Raw genomic sequence first — 19,395 nt, 5'->3', positions numbered from 1 at the left:
TCTTACTCCTCATGCCTGATCATCGTTGAATTCGGGTTTCAGTCGGTCACCGAACTGATCCCGAAGTTTTTCCACCTTGGGCGCCGCAGCCGCCATCACATAGGGCTGGAACGGATTCCGCGCAGCAAAATTCTGGTGGTAGTCTTCCGCCGGGTAGAAGGCGTCGAGCGGCTCCAGGGTGGTGACCACCGGTGCCTCGTAGACCCCCGCTTCATCCAGCTTGCGGATATAGGCCTCGGCCACCCGCTTCTGATCCTCGTTCTCGTAGAACACCGAGGAGCGGTACTGGGTGCCACGATCGTTGCCCTGACGGTTGAGTTGGGTCGGGTCGTGGGCCACCGAGAAGAAAATCCGCAGCAGCTCACCGTAGCTGGTCCGCGCCGGGTCGTAACGCACTTCGATCACCTCCGCGTGGTCGGTGGTGCCAGTGCAGACGGCATCGTAGTTGGCGGTGTCCGCACTGCCGCCGGCATAGCCGGAGGTCACGGCGGTAACGCCATCCAGCGCCAGATAGACGGCTTCGGTGCACCAGAAACAGCCGCCACCGAGTACCGCGCGCTGCTCGCCGGCGTCGGCGGGCAGCTCCAGGTCGTTGTCCGGTGCCGGGAACCGGCTGCGGGGCACGCTCATGCCCGGCAGGTCACAGGACTGGCTCATGATTCCTCCTGAGGTCGCATTACCCTTCGTAAACTCTCATTTTGTCGATATCCACAGGCATTTACCAATCGCGGATGTCACCCATTGCCTCGTGTCCTGCATCCGACATGAGCCGTCGGTAACGGTTCCACGTTTACGACCCATCGGCTTGGGGCCATACTGAAAGCAGAATCCCGTCACCTTTCAGCGTGTCCATCGCGTCCATGCGCCATCCCAGAAGCGGCAGGATGCAAGGAGCGGACAATGACCCATGTTGCACCGAAACCGCAACACGACGATGAATTGCTTGAATACCGGCTCGCCCTGCGCCTGGGCCCGGTCCACGCCCGCCAGCGATTGGGGATCGAACGCGAGTTCGAATCCCGCCTGGTCGACCCCGGCGGTCATTTCTGCCATGTGGAAAAGTGGTATTCCCTGCACGGCCTGATTCGCGGCTGCCTGCGCCTGAGCGGTCTGCTCGGACGCGCCCAGAACAACGCCCGGCGCATGCGCACGGTCGAGCATCGCTTTGTGGTCCCCCACCTGCCCGAAGCCTTCGAAGGCTTCCGCATCCTGCACCTGACCGACCTGCACGTGGACATGGACGCGCCCATGCTGGAGGCCATCATCAAGCACGTCGAGGGCATCGACTACGACCTGTGCGTGCTGACCGGTGACTACCGCAAGCTCACCTGGGGTCCGATCGAGGCCAGCCTGGAAGGCATGCGACGCCTGCGCCGCGTGCTGCGCGGCACGCCCCTGGCGGTACTGGGCAACCACGACAGCATCCGCATGCTGCCGCCGCTCGAGGACATGGGCTACCAGGTGCTGCTCAACGAGCACACCGCCATCGAGCGCGACGGCAGCCATCTCTACGTGGCCGGCGTGGACGACGCTCACTTCTACAAGGTGGACAACCTGCAGCGCGCCGCCGAGGGCATCCCCAACGGCAAGGCCACCCTGTTGCTCAGTCACACTCCCGAAATCTGGCGGCAGGCGGCCCACGCCGGCTACGACCTGTTCCTGTGCGGCCATACCCACGGCGGCCAGATCTGCCTGCCGGGCGGGATTCCGGTGCTACTGGATGCGGATTGCCCGCGCTTCGTCGGCAAGGGGCCGTGGCAACATGCGGGAATGCAGGGCTATACGTCCTGCGGTGCGGGGACGTCCATGGTTCACGCGCGGCTGAACTGCCCGCCGGAGGTGAATCTGCATACGTTGACGCGGGGGACGGGCTAAAAGTTTAGGAATCCGGACGGGCCCTCGCGATCCCCGGCAGCCCGGCAGGCTGCTCCGAAGCTGAAGCTTCGGCTACATGAGCCCCGGGTACTCGCAGAATGTGGCGGACGCTCTCGCTTCCGAAGCACCCGGGCCCCTCTCATGGATTCGAACAATATGCCCGTTAACCTTGGCCGCCCGGCGGGCTGCTCCGAAGCTGGAGCTTCGGCTACATGAGCCCCGGGTACCCGCTGGATGTGGCGGACGCTCTCGCTTCCGAAGCACCCGCCCCCCTCTCATGGATTCGAACAATATGCCCGTTAACCTCGGCCGCCCGGCGAGCTGCTCCGAAGCTGAAGCTTCGGCTACATGGGGCCTGGGAAACCGCGAAAATGTAGCGGAAGCTTTAGCTTCCGAGGTCGCCGCAGGTGGCCCGCCGCAAACCTCAAGATCCGCAACCGCCCCCTCAATGCGGCTGCCGGCGGATGCCCAGCCGATACAGCAGCGGCGAGAGCAGCATGTCCGCCAGCATGAACAGCAGCACGGTGACGGCCACCTCCTGCCAGTTGTAGTCCAGCCAGAATGCCCCCATGCCCACCGGCAGGATCGCTTCGGGAAGCTGATCCAGCCCGGTGGCGCGGGAGCTGGAGCGCAGATGCCGGCGGCGCTTGATGAAGCTGCTGAACAGATCCCCCAGCAACGCCAGCGCGCCAAACATCACGCCGAACGGACCACCCAGCCCCAACAACAGGCTCACCACCGTGCAGGCCGTAACGCCGATGATGAGGCCACGCCAGGTCTTGCTGTCCCCCAGCAGGCGTTCGCCATCGCGCCATAGCCGGCCGCCGTCGACCGGCTGCGCGCCGTGGCGCCCCAGCAGGTAACGCCCCAGCACCGGCGACCCGTTGGCCGCCAGCAGGAGCAGCAACAGCTGGACGGTCAGTTCAAACGACACGGGTCAGCTTTCCAGCCCCCCGTGGGTCAGTTTCAGGGGATCGAGAATGGCCTCCAGTTGGCTGCGGGACAGATCCGTGCGTTCCTCCGCCACGTCCAGGATCGAGCGGCCGCTGGCGTAGGCTTCCTTGGCGATCTCCGCCGCCCGGCTGTAGCCGATTTCCGGGTTGAGGGCGGTGACCAGCACCGGATTGCGCCCCACCGCTTCGGCCAGGTGGTCGGCGTTGACGGTAAAGCCGGCGATGGCCTTATCCGCCAGCCCCCGGGAGGCATTGCTCAGCAACTGCAGCATGTCCACCAGGTTGGCGCCCACCAGCGGCAGCATGACGTTGAGCTGGAAGTTGCCGGACTGCCCGGCCATGGCGACGGTGCTGTCGAGTCCCATCACCTGCACCGCCACCATGGCGGTGGATTCGGGAATCACCGGGTTCACCTTACCCGGCATGATGCTGCTGCCCGGCTGCAGGGCCGGCAGACTGATCTCGGCCAGGCCGTGGATGGGACCGCTGTTCATCCAGCGCAGATCGTTGGCGATCTTCATCAGCACCACCGCCACGCCACGCAGCTGGGCGGAGAAATTCACCGGAGCGTCCACCGCACTCTGACCGACGAACTTGTGATCCAGGGACCGGAAGTGCAGGCCGGTATCGTCGTTCAGCGCGGCGATGAAACGCTCGGCGAACTGGCTGTGTGCGTTCACGCCAGTGCCCACGGCGGTGCCGCCCTGGGGCAGCCCCAGCAGGTCGTCGCAGGCCCACTCCACCCGCTTCTGGGCGGCGGCCAGTTGCTCGCGCCAGGTCTGCAGTTCCTGCCCCAGGGTGACCGGCATGGCGTCCATCAGGTGGGTGCGCCCGGTCTTGACGGTCTCCGCCAGTTCCGCTTCGCGCTCGTAGATGGCCCCCTGCAGGTGCGACAGCGCCGGGACCAGCACCGCCTGGGCCTGGGTGACGGCACTGACGTGGATGGCGGTGGGTATCACGTCGTTGGAGCTCTGGCTCATGTTGACGTGGTCGTTGGGATGCACGTCATCGCCGTCCATCCGCGCCAGGCGGGCAATCACCTCGTTGACGTTCATGTTGGTGCTGGTGCCCGATCCGGTCTGATAGACATCGATCGGGAACTGGTCGCGGTGCTCGCCCCACAACAAGGTGTCGCAGGCCTTGAGGATCGCGTCCCGGTGCGCATCCTGCAGCAGCCCCAGCTTGGCGTTGGCCTGGGCCGCCGCACGCTTGACCCGCACCACCGCCTCAATGAACGCCGGCGGCATGGGACGGCCGCTGATCGGGAAATTGTCGACGGCACGCTGGGTTTGCGCGCCCCAAAGCGCGTCAGCCGGCACTTTGACGTCGCCCAGGCTATCCTTTTCGACCCGGAATTCACTCATGGCAGCCTCCTTTACCTGAACATGAAGCCTATGACTATGGCATGAAAGAGTGGCGTAAGAGAGTGGCGTGACAGAGCGCTGACGACACGACCTGAGCCTGGCCCAACCGGCCATCAGCCCTCTGGATTATGCCTGAGCCTCACATGATCACAGACCCCGGTCACTTGAGAAAAGTTCAGGATCAGGGTGTGGACCGTGTTGGTGTACGTGTCGTGCAGGTGAAACTTGAACCGTTTCTGCGGCTCGCCCTGGAGATACGCATCGTATTCCCGGACCAGTTCACGCACGTCGCCTCCGGAGTCCTGCGACCAGGTGGCATTAAACGGCCCCAGGACCGCGCCGCCGCTGAGACACACGGTCACTTCGTGGTTGGTCAGAGCGTTTTCGGTGGTTTGCATTGTTTTCACCTCGCTTTCAACCGATTCCCGGAACCCGGCGGGCTCGCCGGGCACTCCCCTTCCAGACGGTGACGTCCATTCCAGAAGTGTAGTCAGGTTTGCCGGCGACGATGTAGGACGTTCGGAGGGCTGGCCGGTCCGGACTCAGGCAAACAGGCTGGTCAGCAGGGCGCGCAGGCGGTTGGGTTTGACGGGCTTGTTAAGCACCGGGAAATACTGGGTTTTCAGGAAACGCCGGCAGGCGTCGCTGCGGTCGGCGGTGATGATGGCGGCGGGAATATCCCGCCCCACAGCCCGCCGGATGGCGTAGATCGCCTCGCAGCCGGTACGCCCCTCGTCCAGGTGGTAATCCGCCAGGATCGCTTCGGGCACGGTTACTGTCCCGTTTTCAAGGCCCCGCAGCGCGACCTGCGCGTCGGCGACGCAGGACACCTCGCAGCCCCACTGTGCCAGCAGGGCCTCCATGCTCGCCAGGATGTCCGGCTCGTTGTCGATCACCAGGATACGCCGCCCCGCCAGGGAATGCGGCTCCGGCATCGCCTGGCCGGCCCCTGCGGCCGCCGGCCGGGGATGTGCCAGCGGCAGGATCACACTGAAGCGCGAACCGACGCCGGGGCGGGAGTGCACCTCGATGCGATGGTCCAGCATGCGCACCATGCGGTCGACAATGGCCAACCCCAGCCCCACCCCCTTACGTCCGCCCGTGTGGGGGGCGCTGAGCTGATGGAACTCACGGAAGATATCCTCCAGCCGGTCGTCGGGAATGCCCACGCCCGTATCCCAGACTTCGATATGCAGGTCGTCCGTGCGGCGGCGAACGTTCAGCAGCACGCCGCCCTCCTGGGTGTAACGGAACGCGTTGGTGAGCAGGTTACGCAGGATGCGGGTCATCATGCGGGCGTCGGTGTGGACGATGCCCGGCCGGGACCGGACTTTCAGCCGCAGGTGGGCGTTTTCCGCCACCGGTTCGAACTCGCCGGCCAGGGCCTGGATGAGGTCGTCGATGTCCAGGTAGGTGCGGTCGGGCTGGATCGCCTGCTGGTCCAGCTTGGAGATGTCCAGCAGGTCCGCCAGCAGGTCTTCGGCGCCTTCCAGCGCCCGGTGCACACGATCGACCAGTTGCGCCTCGGCGTTCGGCAGGGCCCGGTCCTGCAGCGTCGAGACCAGCAACCGGGCGGCGTTGAGCGGCTGCATCAGGTCGTGACTGGCCGCCGCCAGGTACTTGTCCTTGCTGCGGTTGGCTTCCTCGGCGGCCTGGATCGCCACCACCAGCTCCGCCTCGATTTTCTCGCGCTCGCCAATCTCCCGGCGCAGGCCGCTGTTGGCGTCGCGCAGCGCAGCGGTGCGTTCCTTGACCCGCAGCTCCAGTTCGCTGTTGACCTGTTCCAGCCGCGCCCGGGCCTGCTGGCGCTCGGTGATGTCCGCCACGAACGCCTCCACCACTTCGGGCCCCAGATCCGGGCGCCACAGCAGGGTCAGCGCCGCGTCCACCTGCCCGCCGTCGCGGCGCATCAGGCGCAGCTCGCGGGCACGCACCTGGCCGTCGGACAGCAGCGTCAGGCGCACGTGGTCGAAATCCCGCACGCTGGCAAACAGCTGCTCACGCAGGCGCACGATGGCCCCGGTCAGCGCAGCCGGTGATGCGTAGCCGCAAATGTCCGCCATCGCCGGGTTGCAGGAAATCAGGCCGCCGCGCAGGTTGCCCTGGAAAATGCCGTGCAGGGCGTTGTCGAACAGCCACTTGTAGCGGTTGCGCTCGGCTTCCAGGTCGGCGATCCGCTCCAGCAGCGCCGGGTAATAGCTCTTGCGCGCCGAATGGCTGCCCAGGCCGAGCAGGTCTTCGACGTTGTAGTCGCCGGCACCGCCGTCATCGCGACCGGGGGTATCAGAGGGCTTCTTCATACACCACTTCAACGTCCCGCCGGGACGACTTGCGCGGGTTGGTCAGGATGCACGGGTCCTGCAGGGCGAAACCGGACAGGGACGGAATGTCGTCCACGCGCACGCCCAGCTCGCCGAGGCGTTTCTCCAGCCCCACGTTGCGTTTGAGTTCGGCGATCCGGCCCAGCAGGCGCTGGCGCACGGTGGCCGTGGTCATACCCCGGGTGTCGATGCCCAGCGTCTCGGCAATGCGCTTGAAGCGGTCCTCGCAGGCGCTGTAGTTGTAGGCCACCACGTGGTCCAGCAGCATCGCGTTGCACAGGCCATGGGGCAGGTCCAGGAAGCCGCCCAGACTGTGAGACATGGCGTGCACCGCCCCCAGGATGGCGTTGGAAAACGCCAGACCGGCCTGCATTGAGCCCAGCATCACCTGCTCGCGCAGGTGGGCGTCGGACGGGTTGGCCACCAGCGGCTCCAGGTGGGTGTTGATCAGGTGGATCGCCTCCAGCGCGTGGGAGTCGGTCAGCGGGCCGCTGCCGGTGGAGACGAACGCCTCGACGGCGTGCACCAAGGCGTCCACGCCGGTGCAGGCGGTCAGGAACACGTCCATGGTCTGGGTCACTTCCGGGTCGATCAGCGCCACGTCGGGCACCACCGCCTTGGAAATGATGGAAAACTTGAAGCGCCGGTCCGGGTCGGAAATGATCGCGAACTGGGACACGTCCGCCGAGGTGCCGGCGGTGGTCGGAATCAGGATCAGCGGCGGCGACGGCAGGGTGATGGTGTCGACGCCCTCGAAGTCGAGAATGCTGCGCCCATGGGCGCTGACGATGCCGATGCCCTTGGCGCAATCCATCGGGCTGCCGCCGCCGATAGCGACGATCACGTCACAGCCCGCCGACCTGTAGAGTTCCGCGCCGTGCATCACCTCCGCAACCCGGGGATTGGGGGACACGCCGGTAAAGACGGTGACGGCGAAACCCGCTTCCAGCAGCAGGGCCTCGACCTCGGAGACCCAGCCGGCGGCGGCCACGCCGGCGTCGGACACCAGCAGCACCCGGCGCGCGCCGAAGTGGCTGGCAAAGTTGGCGACCGCCTTGCGGGATCCGGCGCCAAAGACGATTTCGGGAGCAACGAACTTGCGCAGGTTCGTGACGTCGTGAGCCATGGTCGATCTCATTATTATTGTGTCGTGTCGAATGCGCTTGAGCGCTTACCCAGTTTAACGGAAGACCGACGGTTCCGCCCTATTCCGGATCGACCTCGGGCGGTCGGTCAGCCCTCCTCCAGCGCCTGTCGGAAGAAGCGTAACGTCCGCTCCATCACCGTGACCTGATTCTCCGCATGACGGAAGCCGTGGCCCTCGTCGGCGAAACGCACCACCTCCACCGGCACGCCGCAGCGACGCAGCACGTGGGCCATGGACTCGGTCTGCTCCGGCACCACCACCGCGTCCTGCTCGCCCTGGAAGAAAATCACCGGGCAGGTGATGCGGTCGGCCCAGAACAGCGGCGTACGCTGCTGCCAGGTCACCCGCTCGGTGTCCGGATCGCCCAGCAACCAGTCCAGGTAACCGGATTCAAAGCGATGGGTCATGTGGCGCAGGGACTCCGGGTCGCTCACCCCGAACAGGCTGGCGCCGGCGCGGAACACCGGGCTATGGATCAGCGCATTGAGCACCGTAAACCCACCGGCGCTGCGCCCCATGATGAAGGCCCGCTCGCCGTCCACCAGCTGTTCCCGCGCCAGGTGGCTGACGCCGTCGCAGATGTCCTCGTGATCGGACGCCCCCCAACGGCCCTGCAGCGCCATGCGGAACGCCCGGCCGTAGCCGGTGCTGCCGCGGTGATTGACGTCCGCCACCGCAAAGCCGTGGGATGTCCAGAAGGCCACCTGCGGATCGAACACCGGATAGGCGGCGGACGTGGGCCCGCCGTGGACACGCATGACCACCGGCGGCGGTTGGCTCGCCTCCACCATCGGCCGGTACAGGAAGCCGTGCACCGGCTGACCGTCGCGGGCATCGAAGCTGAAGGGCTCCGGCGGCGCCATTTCCTGGCAGGCGGGCGTCTGCTCACCGCCCGCCAACGTCTCACAGTCGCCGGTTTCCGGGTCGATGCGCACGATGCTGTCGAGCCGGTAAGGGCTGCGGGCAATCGCATGGATCCGCCGATCCATCACCTGCAGGTGGCGGAAATCGGTGTACGCCTCCGCCAGCCGCTGCTGCCGCCGCCCCTGCTCGTCCACCAGCACCAGTGAGCCCAGGCCGGACTGGTACTGGACGCGCGCCCAGCGCTCGCCGTCCAGCCAGGCGTCATGGCGCTCATCCAACTGCCAGGGGGCGTTGGCGTGATCGCAGCGATCCCGCGACAGTATCCGCCAGCCGTTGCCGTCATCCACCCGGTAAGGCTGCCACCAGCCACCGTGGTCCGACAGCGCGTAGAGGGCATCGCCGACATAGCGCGGCTGCTGGATCGACGCCGGTGCCGGGGCGGAGCAGTCTTCCACCGCCGCCACCTGGCCGGAACGGTCCAGTACTGCCCGCCGCAGCCGGGTCTGCTCCCAGGGCATCGCCGGCAAGGTCCACTCGACCCAGGCCAGCAGGCGGCCGTCGGCCGACAGCGTGGGGCAGCCCATATTGATCGGCCCGCGCTCGGCCCCGGCCAGCGTCAGCAGGGCACCGGTCTCCACGTCCAGCGCCACCAAGCTCTGCCCCACCCCGAAGCCGTCGTCCAGGTGTTCGCACACCGCCAGGATGCGGCCGCGGCGCGGGTCCGCCACCAAACCGCCAAAACGACACTCTGGTTGGTCGCTCACGGCGCCGAGCGCGCCGCTGTCCAGGTCGAAGCGATAAATTTGCTGGTCGCCGCCGCTGACCAGGTAAACGGCGCCCTGCAGCACGCAGAACGCGCCGCCCCCGTAGCCGTTGACCTGGCTGCGCACGCCGAACTCGCGGGGCGTCAGCCGGCGGGCTTCGCCGTCACGCCAGGCGTGCAGACCCACCAGCCCGGTGGCCGGATCGCTCTCCAGCCAGAACACGCCGCCCTCGGCGCAGCGCAGGTTGTCGCGCTGGGCGTAGGCACCCACGGCGGCGTGCGCGGAAAGAGCGGCCACCAGAGAGTCAGGCCTTGACGATCACCCGCGAATTGCGGGCGTTGCGGTAGGTCAGGTCCGCCAGGCCGGCGGTGGCGTGGTCCGCCGCGCGCCGGGCCGCCAGCACGCGTTCGTGATGGGGCGACTTGTCGCACACCGGGTCCGCGTTGTCGGCGTCGCCGGTCAGCAGGTAGGCCTGGCAGCGGCAGCCGCCGAAGTCCTTGTGCTTCTCGTCGCAGGAGCGGCAGGGCTCGGGCATCCAGGCGTCGCCGCGGTAATGGTTGAAGCCGGGGCTGTCATACCAGATCGACTGCAGGGCGTATTCCTGCACGTTGGGAAACTCGATCGGCAAGATGCGGGCGCTGTGGCACGGCAGCGCGGTACCGTCCGGCGTGACGGTCAGGAAGATGCTGCCCCAGCCGTTCATGCAGGCCTTGGGGCGCTCTTCGTAATAGTCCGGGGTGACGAAGATCAGCTGCATGGCCGAGCCGGCCGCCTGCAGTCGCTCGCGGTGTTCGTTGACCGTCTTCTCGGCGGTGGCCAGTTGCGCCGCCGACGGCATCAGCCCCTCGCGGTTCTCGAAAGCCCAGCCGTAGTACTGGCAGGTGGCCAGTTCGACGTAGTCCGCGCCCAGCTCTTCACACAGGCGGATGATGTCGTCCATCTGGTGGATGTTGTGGCGATGGATGACGAAGTTGAGGACCATCGGATAGCCCTCGGCGTGCACTGCCCGGGCCATGGCCAGCTTGCTGTCGAACGCTTTGCGCGAGCCCGCGACGGCGTTGTTCAGTTCCGGGTCGGAGGCCTGGAAACTGACCTGGATGTGGTCCAGCCCCGCCTCGCGGAACTGTTTGACCTTGCCTTCGGTCAGGCCGATGCCGGAGGTGATGAGATTGGTGTAGAAGCCCAGCTGGCGCGCTTCGGCGATCAGCTCGGGCAGGTCCGGGCGCACCAGCGGCTCACCGCCGGAGAAACCCAGTTGGGCCGCGCCCATGGCCCGGGCTTCGCGCAACACGCGGATCCAGGCCTCGGTGTCCAGCTCCTGCCCCTGCTGGGCGAAATCCAGCGGGTTGGAGCAGTACGGACACTGCAGCGGACAGCGGTAGGTCAGTTCCGCCAGCAGCCAGAACGGCGGTCCCGGCCGGGGGTTACTCAAGGATGATCCAGTGTCGCTCACGGGCTTCCTCCAGGAACTGGCAGATGTCCTCGGACAGGTCACCGGCGTCGGGGAATCGGGCCTGCAGGCTGTCGATGATCTGGCCGACGGTTTGCTCACCATTCACTTCCCCAAGAATAGCACCGGCGCTCCCGTTGAGCTTGACCATGCCCTCCGGGTACAGCAGCACGTAGGCCTCCTGGGCCGGTTCCCACTGGTAGCGGAAACCCGGGCGCAGTTTCGGCGTTTGCGTTTTCATCGATCGAGTCCCCGATGCCAGACCTGGGCATCCGTCACGGTATGGTACGGCGGCGTCTTGTGGACGTAGGCCATGGTCAGCGCGTCGAGCAGGCTCCAGAGGATGTCCAGTTTGAACTGCAGGATGTCCAGCGCCCGCTGCTGCTGTTCCGCCGTGGTGAAATGATCCAGGGTGATGGTCAGGCCGTGTTCCACGTCGCGGCGGGCCTCGCCCAGGCGCTTGCGGAAGTAGCCGTAGCCGTTGTCCTCGATCCAGGGGTAGTGCTGCGGCCAGCTGTCCAGCCGCGACTGGTGGATCTCCGGCGCGAACAGCTCGGTCAGTGACGAGCAGGCCGCCTCCTGCCAGGTCGCCCGCCGCGCGAAGTGGTAGTAGGCGTCCACCGCAAAGCGCACTCCGGGCAGCACGTGGCGCTGATCAATCACCTCGTCCCGGCTCAGGCCGACCGCTTCGGCCAGCCCCAGCCAGGCTTCGATGCCGCCGTCCTCGCCTTCGGCGCCGTCGTGATCGAGCACCCGCTGCAGCCACTGGCGCCGCACTGAGGCATCCGGGCAGTTGGCCATGATGGCGGCATCCTTGCGCGGGATGTTCACCTGGTAGTAGTAGCGGTTCGCCACCCAGCCCTGGATCTGTTCGCGGGTGCATTCCCCGGCGTACATGGCCCGGTGGTATGGGTGGTGGATATGGTAGTACTGGCCTTTGTCGCGCAGGGCCTGCTCAAAGGCGGCCCGGTCCAGCGGCTGTTCAATGCGGCTCATTCGGCTCCCCCCTCCCGTTCCAGGTCCAGATGCATCCCGTCCCAGGCCACTTCGATGCCGTGGCGGTCGAGGATCGCGCGCTCCGGGGAATCCTCGTCCAGGATCGGGTTGGTGTTGTTGATGTGAATCAGGATCTTGCGCCGCGCGGGCATCGTATCGAGCAGCTCGATCATGCCGCCCGGGCCATTCTGGGCCAGGTGTCCCATCTCCTGACCGGTCTTGGTGCCCACGCCGCGGCGTTTCATTTCATCGTCGTCCCACACGGTGCCGTCCACCAGCAAGATGTCGGCGCGGCGCATCCAGGCTTTCAGACGGTCGTCCGGCCGGCCCAAGCCCGGCGCGTAAAGCACCGTGGTGCCGCTGCGGGTGTCCTCGATGAACAGGCCCACGTTGTCCCCCGGGATGGTCTTGCCGCGCCGTGGTGAATACGGCGGCGCGTTGCTCAGCAGCGGCAGGGCCGTCAGGCGCAGGGACGGCGCGGCGGGCATCGTGAACACGGTCTCGTCGCCATAGGGCATATCGTGCCAGTTCAGGCCGCCGTTCCAGTGCTCCAGCATGGTGAACAGCGGGAAACCGGTGGACAGGTCCTCATGGACCTGGGGCGTGCACCAGACGTCCAGCGGGCAGCCCTCACGCAGGGTCAGCAGGCCGGTGGTGTGGTCGATCTGGCTGTCCATCAACAGCACCGCATCGATACCCGTGTCACGCACGGCGCGGGCCGGCTGCAAGGGGGCAAACGCCGCCAGCTGGGCGCGGATATCGGGGGAGGCATTGCACAGGATCCAGCGCTCGCCGTCTTCGCTGATCACGATCGACGACTGGGTGCGCGCACGGGCATTGAGGGTGCCGTCGCGCAGGCCCTGGCAGTTGGTGCAATTGCAGTTCCACTGGGGGAAGCCCCCACCGGCAGCGGAACCGAGAACATGAATCTGCATGGGGGATCTCCGGAACGCAAACGGCCGGCTGTGGGAGCCGGCCGTTCAATCAATCTGCTTACGCAGCTGAAACTTCAACGGTTGGCGAAGTACATAGTGACTTCGAAACCGATGCGCATGTCTTCAAACGCGGGCTTGGTCCACATAGACGTTACCTCTTACCTGTTGCGGGTGAATGAATGCCACTCTTCGATCCTAGAAGGAATCGCGCAGGGTCAACATGATACTTTGGAACGAACTTCGTAGGGATCGTTCCCTCCTTGCGTGCAATGGGTGTCATTCCAGGAAGCAAGACGGCGCCGGACCCGGCGGGCCGACTATATCGTTTGCTTGCTAACATAATACACCGAATACGCCACCACCGCATGCCCGCACGACGTCGAACGCCCGGATTAACGGGGTTTCTTTCGGTATTTACGGAGCTGCCGGAGCATCAGATGATACCGGGGCAAGCGGCGGTCACCGCCTCTCCGTCCACGGACTCGCCAGCGACCGGTCAATCACCGTCCCGGCCATCATCGACAGGAAATCCGAACACGCCACTCCAGATTAAAGTCTTATATTTCATTGGCTTAAAATTAAAAACGCCTTGGTGTCGGTCAAATGACTTAGCCTTTAGTCTTATCGACCAATGTCGACATTGCCAGCTCCGCAAACGGCTTCTAGCCTCACATATGTATGATGTATGACAACAGACAGCCACCTCGCAGGATTCGACACGGTTGTCCTGAGTCAGTCACCAACGTCATGCCGCGATAACGTCAAAAACAAGAAACCGGAACAAGGATGACCAGTGAACTTATCTCAACGCGATGTCATTAACGCGGTCGGGGACGGCCTGCTTTCGTTTCCCGTTACCGACTTCGACGCCAACGGCCAGTTCGACGCCGAAAGCTACCGCCAACGCCTGGAATGGTTTGTCAGTCACGATATCTCCGCGGTATTCGTGGCCGGCGGAACCGGTGAGTTCTTCAGCCTGACACTGGACGAGTACCGCCAGATCGTTGCCCTGGCCGTTGATACGGTGGGCGGCCGGGTGCCGGTGATTGCCAGCGCCGGGCTGAGCGTCCGGGCCGGTCAGGCGTATGCCCGGGCCGCCGAAGAGGCCGGCGCCGACGGCATTCTGCTGATGCCGCCCTACCTCACCGAGTGCCCGCAGGACGGCCTGGTGGAGTACGCCCGGCAGATTTGCGAGGCCACCTCCATCAACGTGATCTACTACAACCGCGGCAACGGCATCCTCAACGCCGCGTCGGTCAAACACCTGGCCGAAACCTGCCCCAACCTGATCGGCCTGAAAGATGGCAACGGCGATATCCAGGCGCTCAACCGGATCATCAAGACCGTCGGCGACCGGCTGATCTACATTGGCGGTGTTCCCACGGCGGAGATCCTCGCCGAAGCCTATCTCTCCATCGGCGTGACCACCTATTCCTCGGCGGTCTTCAACGTCGTGCCGGACATGGCGCTGACGTTCTACCGGGCCCTCAGGAACGGCAACCGAGAGGTGGTCGGCGAGATAACCCGGCGGTTCTTCATTCCCTTCGTCGAACTGCGAGAAAACCGGAAGGGCTATGCGGTCAGCCTGATCAAGGAAGGCGCCGCCCTCATCGGCAAACCCGCCGGACACGTCCGCCCGCCGCTGGTGATGCCAACCGCGGACGAGCGGCAACAACTCAAGGGACTGATCGATACCGCCCAACACCTGTAACGACAAAACAAACAACTCAACAGGAGCCATATCATGCCTACAACAAAGCGCTTTTCTGTCACCGGTTGTCTGAAAATCACGGCGATGGCAGGCGCCCTCAGCGCCATGACCCTGCCGGTCCAGGCTGAACAGTGGCGCGGCTGGAACATCCACCCGCCGGGCTACCCGAACAGCGAGGCCCTGGAAAGCTTCGCTGAGGAAGTCGCCGAGAAAACCGACGGGCGCGTCGAGCCCAAGGTCTATCACAACGCGGTGCTGGGCGATCAGCCCGACGCCATCGAGCAGACCCGCAGCGGCGCACTGGATTTCGCCAACTTCAACATGGGGCCGATGGGCCCGATCGTGCCGGCGACCAACGTGCTGTCCCTGCCGTTCATCTTCAACAGCGTCGACGATATGTACCGGATCATGGACGGCGAGATCGGCCAGCGCTTTGCCGATGCCCTCGCCGAGAAGAACCTGATCGCCCTGTCCTGGTTCGGCTCCGGGGCTCGCAGCCTGTACAACACCGACCATGCGGTCAATACGCCGGCTGACGTCCAGGGCATCAAGGTGCGGGTCATGAACAACGACCTGTACGTGGACATGATCGACAACCTGGGCGGCAACGCCACGCCGATGGCCTACAGCGAGGTCTACCAGTCGCTGAAGACCGGCGTCATCGACGGCGCGGAGAACAACTACCCGTCCTACGAAACCAGCGGCCACTACGAAGTCGCCCAGTACTACTCGCTGACCGAGCACCTGATCCTGCCGGAGTGCCTGTGCATCGCCAAATCCAGTTGGGAGGAACTCAGCGCGGAGGACCAGCAGGCGGTTCGCCAGGCCGCCGAGAACGCCGCTAAAACGCAGCGGCAGCTCTGGGCGGAGCGCGTCGAGAAGAGTCGGCAGACCGTCCTGGATGCGGGCGTGAAGATCAACGACGTGGCCGACAAGTCCGCCTTCCAGGACAAGATGCAGCCCATCTACGATGACTTCATCGCCCAGAACCCGCAGCTTGAATCGCTCGTCAAAGACATTCAGGCGGCGCAGTAACCCCTGGCACCATCATCACAACAGTCCCTCAACGCTCCGGCCCGGCAGTGCACCGGAGCGTTGAGGAAGGGTGAGCTACCGTGAATTCCTACTCCGATCAACTCAACGAGCCGGTGGCCGAAACGCCGATGGCCGACACCGGGCGCAAGGCGCTGCTCGATCGCTCGCTGGATGGGCTCGCCCATCTCTGCATCATCGTGGCGGGCGTGCTGATGGTCTTCCTGATCATGACGTTCGGCTGGCTGGTGTTCGGCCGCTATGTGCTCAACGACACGCCCACCTGGGTGGAGCAGTCCTCCCTGGTGATCGTCGTCTACATCACTTGCCTCGGGGCGGCGGCGGGCGTCCGCAACAACAGCCACCTGAGCATCGACTTCGTGCGCGAAGCGTTACCACGCGTTCCCCGCACCATCATGCGTTACCTGTCGGATCTGTTCGTCGCCTGCTTCGGCGTTTTTATGGCCTGGCAGGGCGGCTACCTGGTCCTGGAAAACCTGGACCGCCCGGTGCCCATGATCGGTATCTCCGAAAGCTGGCGGGCGGCGCCACTGGTGATCTGTGGCGCGCTGATGGTGCTGTTCTCGGGCGTGAACATCGTCCAGCGCCTGTTCAAGTTGAGGGAGGTTTGACGCCATGGGACTGATGATCCTGTTCGGTCTGTTTTTCCTGGGTCTCGTGGTCGGCGCGCCGGTGGCCTTTGCGGTCGGCATGGCCGCAGTGGGGACGTTTCTCTACGAGGGGCTGCCTCTGTTCGTCGGGTTCCAGCGGATTCTCTCCGGCATTTCCGTGTTTTCGCTGCTGGCCATTCCCTTCTTCATCTTCGCCGGCGAGCTGATGCTGCACGGCGGTATTTCCACGCGTCTGGTACGTCTGGCGTCGGCGGCGGTGGGTCGCGTGCGCGGAGGGCTGGGCATGGTCAATGTCAGCTCGTCCATGCTGTTCGGCGGCATCTCGGGTTCGGCGGTGGCCGACACTTCGGCGCTGGGCTCGCTGCTCATTCCGGTGATGAAAGAAAAAGGCTATGACGCCGACTACTCGGTCAACGTAACCGTCACCTCGTCGGTCGCCGGGGTGGTGATTCCGCCCAGCCACAACATGATTCTCTATGCGGTGGCGGCGGGCGGCGGCATCTCGATCACCCAGCTGTTCATCGCCGGCATCGTACCGGGCATCCTGATGTGTCTGGCGTTGGCGGTGGCCGCTTACGTGGTCGCGGTGAAGCGGGGCTATCAGGGCGAGCCGTTCCCCGGTTGGTCGGCGCTGATTATCAGCTTCGCGGCGGCGATTCCCGGGCTGATGACCGCGGTGATCATCGTCGGCGGGGTGCTGTCGGGCGTCCTGACCGTGACCGAGTCCGGCGCCTTCGGAGCCATCTACGCCATCGTGGTGACCGGGCTGGTCTACCGCGAGCTGCGCTGGGAATCCTTCAAGCGGGCGGTCTACCAGGCGGTACGCACCACGTCGCTGGTGATGATCCTGGTGGGTTGCGCCTCGGCGTTTTCCTACCTGCTGGCGCTGTACAGCGTGCCGGAACTGCTGACGGACACCCTGCTGGGCATCTCCGACAACCCTTACGTCATCCTGCTGATGCTCAACCTGTTGCTGCTGGGGCTGGGGATGATCATGGACATGGCGGCGCTGATCCTGATCTGCACGCCGATCTTCCTGCCCGTGGCCGCGCAGTTCGGCATGGACCCGATCCAGTTCGGCATCATCATGATGATGAACCTTGGCCTGGGCCTGTGCACACCGCCGGTCGGCTCCTGCCTGTTCGTTGGCAGTGTGATCGGCAAGATCAAGATCGAGCAGGCGGTGCGCACCATCTGGCCGTTCTACCTGGCGCTGTTCGCGGTGCTGATGCTGGTGACCTACGTACCGGCGATCTCGCTGACGCTGCCCGGCTTCCTCGAGCAGTGAGTTTCCTCTATTCGTTCATGGGCTAACCGACATGAAGATTGAACGCATACACACGCACATTCTCGACTACAAACTCGAGCAGGCCTTCGAAAGCGCGTCGATGCGCTTCGAAAGACGCCAGCACTGTCTGGTGGAAGTGGTCTGCGACGACGGCACGGTGGGCTGGGGCGAGTGCCTGGGCCCAGCGAAACCCAACGCCGCCGTCGTCGACACCTACGCCGCCGCCCTGATCGGCCGCAATCCGCTGGAAACCGAAAAACTCTGGCTCGACCTCTACAACCGCCTGCGCGACCAGGGCCAGCGCGGGCTGACCGTCACCGCCCTGAGCGGGATCGATATCGCGCTGTGGGACATCAAGGGCAAGCACTACGGTGCGCCGGTCAGCGAGCTGTTGGGCGGGCGCTTCCGGGACAGCGTACGGGCCTATGCCACGGGCTCGTTCCGCCGCGAAGGCGTCGACCGGGTGCAGGATGTCGCCGATGAAGTAGCCGGCTACGCCCGCGAAGGCTTCCACGGCGTCAAGATCAAGATCGGCTTCGACGTCGAGGAAGACCTGCGCGCCATCGCCGCCGCGCGCGACGCCATCGGCCCCGAGCGGCGCCTGATGATCGACGCCAACCACGGTTACGACCTGCTGGAGGCGCTCGAGGTCGGCAAACGCGCCGAGCGCTACCGGATCGACTGGTTCGAGGAACCGGTCCTGCCCGAGCAGATAGCCACCTACCGTGCGGTCCGCGATGGCCAGCCCTTACCGGTGGCCAGTGGCGAGAACTGGCACGGTCGCTACGCCATGCTCGAACCGCTCTCGACCCGCGCGGTGGATATCGTCCAGCCCGATGTCTGTGGCGTAGGCGGGTTCTCGGAAATGCGCCGGGTGGTCGACATGGCGGCCCTATTCGGAGTGCGCCTGGTACCGCACGTGTGGGGCACGGCGGTCTGTCTGGCAGCCAGCCTGCAAGTTATGGCGGCGCTGCCGCCCAACCCGCCCCGGCGCAACCCGATCGAGCCGATCATGGAATTCGATCGCACCAAGAACCCCTTCCGTCAGGCTGTCGTGCAAACGCCCATCGAACACAGCCAGGGCGTGGTGCCGATCCCGGACGGTCCCGGCCTGGGCATCGAGATCAACCGCGATGCCCTGCGCCAGTTCGCTTTGAAGGAGGCATAAGCGTGTCAGAGATTCCCGCCAACACCCGCCCGCTCGAAGGTCCGGCGCCCAGACTCAAGGCGCCGGCCGGAGCCACCGACTGCCACATTCACCTGTACCTGCCGGGCTACGAGGCCCAACCCGGCGGACCGAAGATTCCCGAGCTGGCCACGGTCGAGGACTATCGCAAGCTCCAGCAATGGCTGTCGCTCGAGCGTGTCGTGGTCACCCAGCCCAACGCCTACCAGCGGGACAACCGCGCCCTGCTTGCAGCCCTGGAACAGCTGGGCCCCGACACCGCCCGCGGTGTGGCGGCGGTGACGCCCGACACACCGGACCGCGACCTGCAGGCCTGGCACGACAGAGGCATTCGCGGGGCGCGGATCATGAACCTGCCTGGCGGTGCGGTCACCCATGCGGACATGCTTGCCGTCGAGAAGCGCATCCGCCCGCTGGGCTGGCACCTGATGGTGCAGTTCAACGGCTGCCAGCTGAACGACTATATCGACAACCTGCAGCGCCTCGAAAGCGAATACATCATCGACCACATCGGCAAATTCATGCCCCCGGTGCCGGCGGACGATGCCCGGGTCGACGACATCCTGCGGCTGCTCGATCGCGGCAACGCCTGGTTCAAGATCTGCGCCGGCTATGAAGCCAGCCTGACCAGCGCCCCCGAATACGCCGATGTCGGAGCGATTGCGAGGCGCGTCATCGCCCATGCGCCCGAGCGCATCATCTGGGGCACCAACTGGCCCCACGTCGGCGTTTCCCGGGACAACTACCCCAGCGACGCCGACCAGCTCGACGTGCTGCTCGACTGGGCGACTCCGGAGCAGCAACAGAAGATTCTGGTCGACAACCCGGCGAGGCTTTACGGCTTCTGAGTCGAAACCGACATCCATCACGCGATGCC

19 protein-coding genes are annotated in these 19,395 nt (G+C 65.3%); 7 read left to right on the top strand and 12 right to left on the bottom strand.

Going from position 1 to position 19,395, the window contains the following annotated elements; genetic code table 11:
• Nucleotides 1-9 precede the first annotated feature (9 nt).
• Nucleotides 10-657, bottom strand: a complete 648-nt coding sequence (msrA, locus tag DKK67_RS03170; RefSeq protein WP_111494313.1) for a peptide-methionine (S)-S-oxide reductase MsrA — start codon at nt 655-657, stop codon at nt 10-12.
• A 243-nt stretch (nt 658-900) separates the two neighbouring features.
• On the opposite strand from msrA, the gene DKK67_RS03165 reads away from it, so the two are divergent.
• Nucleotides 901-1,875, top strand: a complete 975-nt coding sequence (locus DKK67_RS03165) for a metallophosphoesterase (protein ID WP_111494311.1) — start codon at nt 901-903, stop codon at nt 1,873-1,875.
• A 445-nt stretch (nt 1,876-2,320) separates the two neighbouring features.
• Here DKK67_RS03165 and DKK67_RS03160 read toward each other — a convergent pair whose 3' ends face one another.
• From DKK67_RS03160 to pqqA, 11 genes are all read right to left on the bottom strand, one after another.
• Nucleotides 2,321-2,809, bottom strand: coding sequence for a CDP-archaeol synthase (locus DKK67_RS03160; RefSeq protein ID WP_228160497.1), 489 nt, complete (start codon nt 2,807-2,809; stop codon nt 2,321-2,323).
• A gap of 3 nt (nt 2,810-2,812) precedes the next feature.
• The gene (locus tag DKK67_RS03155; protein WP_111494309.1) at nt 2,813-4,192 is read right to left on the bottom strand and encodes a class II fumarate hydratase; all 1,380 of its coding nucleotides are present in this window, start codon (nt 4,190-4,192) and stop codon (nt 2,813-2,815) included.
• 113 nt (nt 4,193-4,305) lie between these two features.
• A complete protein-coding gene (locus DKK67_RS03150; protein ID WP_111496745.1) occupies nt 4,306-4,590 on the bottom strand; it encodes a hypothetical protein in 285 nt (94 codons plus the stop codon).
• Nucleotides 4,591-4,734: 144 nt separating this feature from the next.
• Entirely contained in the window at nt 4,735-6,492 is a 1,758-nt protein-coding gene (locus tag DKK67_RS03145; RefSeq protein ID WP_111494307.1) for a hybrid sensor histidine kinase/response regulator, read from the bottom strand.
• Nucleotides 6,476-7,639 (bottom strand): alcohol dehydrogenase-like regulatory protein ErcA, encoded by a 1,164-nt coding sequence (ercA, locus tag DKK67_RS03140; protein WP_111494305.1) that lies wholly within the window; start codon nt 7,637-7,639, stop codon nt 6,476-6,478. The genes DKK67_RS03145 and ercA overlap by 17 nt, the downstream gene beginning before the upstream one ends.
• Nucleotides 7,640-7,746: 107 nt before the next feature.
• Entirely contained in the window at nt 7,747-9,585 is a 1,839-nt protein-coding gene (locus DKK67_RS03135) for a S9 family peptidase (RefSeq protein WP_111494303.1), read from the bottom strand.
• 7 nt (nt 9,586-9,592) lie between these two features.
• Nucleotides 9,593-10,720: a pyrroloquinoline quinone biosynthesis protein PqqE gene (gene pqqE / locus DKK67_RS03130; protein WP_407657808.1), complete on the bottom strand. Its 1,128-nt coding sequence runs from the start codon at nt 10,718-10,720 to the stop codon at nt 9,593-9,595.
• Nucleotides 10,713-10,979 carry a pyrroloquinoline quinone biosynthesis peptide chaperone PqqD gene (gene pqqD / locus DKK67_RS21770; protein WP_162628728.1) on the bottom strand — a complete coding sequence of 89 codons (267 nt, stop codon included), beginning with the start codon at nt 10,977-10,979 and terminating at the stop codon, nt 10,713-10,715. Before pqqD ends, pqqE begins: the two co-directional genes overlap by 8 nt.
• A complete protein-coding gene (gene pqqC, locus DKK67_RS03120) occupies nt 10,976-11,734 on the bottom strand; it encodes a pyrroloquinoline-quinone synthase PqqC (RefSeq protein WP_111494299.1) in 759 nt (252 codons plus the stop codon). Before pqqC ends, pqqD begins: the two co-directional genes overlap by 4 nt.
• The gene (gene pqqB, locus DKK67_RS03115) at nt 11,731-12,669 is read right to left on the bottom strand and encodes a pyrroloquinoline quinone biosynthesis protein PqqB (RefSeq protein ID WP_111494297.1); all 939 of its coding nucleotides are present in this window, start codon (nt 12,667-12,669) and stop codon (nt 11,731-11,733) included. Before pqqB ends, pqqC begins: the two co-directional genes overlap by 4 nt.
• Nucleotides 12,670-12,743: 74 nt before the next feature.
• On the bottom strand, nt 12,744-12,815 hold the full coding sequence (gene pqqA, locus DKK67_RS03110) for a pyrroloquinoline quinone precursor peptide PqqA (protein WP_111496744.1): 72 nt from the start codon (nt 12,813-12,815) through the stop codon (nt 12,744-12,746).
• A gap of 647 nt (nt 12,816-13,462) precedes the next feature.
• On the opposite strand from pqqA, the gene kdgD reads away from it, so the two are divergent.
• The 6 genes from kdgD to DKK67_RS03080 all read left to right on the top strand — a co-directional run bounded on the left by kdgD (nt 13,463) and on the right by DKK67_RS03080 (nt 19,366).
• Entirely contained in the window at nt 13,463-14,380 is a 918-nt protein-coding gene (gene kdgD, locus DKK67_RS03105) for a 5-dehydro-4-deoxyglucarate dehydratase (RefSeq protein WP_111494295.1), read from the top strand.
• 33 nt (nt 14,381-14,413) lie between these two features.
• Complete coding sequence (locus tag DKK67_RS03100; RefSeq protein ID WP_111494293.1) at nt 14,414-15,415, top strand: TRAP transporter substrate-binding protein; 1,002 nt, start codon at nt 14,414-14,416, stop codon at nt 15,413-15,415.
• Nucleotides 15,416-15,495: 80 nt separating this feature from the next.
• A complete protein-coding gene (locus DKK67_RS03095; protein WP_111494291.1) occupies nt 15,496-16,044 on the top strand; it encodes a TRAP transporter small permease in 549 nt (182 codons plus the stop codon).
• A 4-nt stretch (nt 16,045-16,048) separates the two neighbouring features.
• Nucleotides 16,049-17,332 (top strand): TRAP transporter large permease, encoded by a 1,284-nt coding sequence (locus tag DKK67_RS03090; protein WP_111494289.1) that lies wholly within the window; start codon nt 16,049-16,051, stop codon nt 17,330-17,332.
• A 31-nt stretch (nt 17,333-17,363) separates the two neighbouring features.
• Nucleotides 17,364-18,500 carry a mandelate racemase/muconate lactonizing enzyme family protein gene (locus tag DKK67_RS03085; RefSeq protein WP_111494287.1) on the top strand — a complete coding sequence of 379 codons (1,137 nt, stop codon included), beginning with the start codon at nt 17,364-17,366 and terminating at the stop codon, nt 18,498-18,500.
• Between the two features lie 2 nt (nt 18,501-18,502).
• Complete coding sequence (locus DKK67_RS03080; RefSeq protein WP_111494285.1) at nt 18,503-19,366, top strand: amidohydrolase family protein; 864 nt, start codon at nt 18,503-18,505, stop codon at nt 19,364-19,366.
• Nucleotides 19,367-19,395 lie beyond the last annotated feature (29 nt).

The organism is Marinobacter bohaiensis (assembly GCF_003258515.1).
GTDB classification, from domain to species: domain Bacteria; phylum Pseudomonadota; class Gammaproteobacteria; order Pseudomonadales; family Oleiphilaceae; genus Marinobacter_A; species Marinobacter_A bohaiensis.
This window is presented reverse-complemented; position numbering and strand designations above follow the sequence as displayed.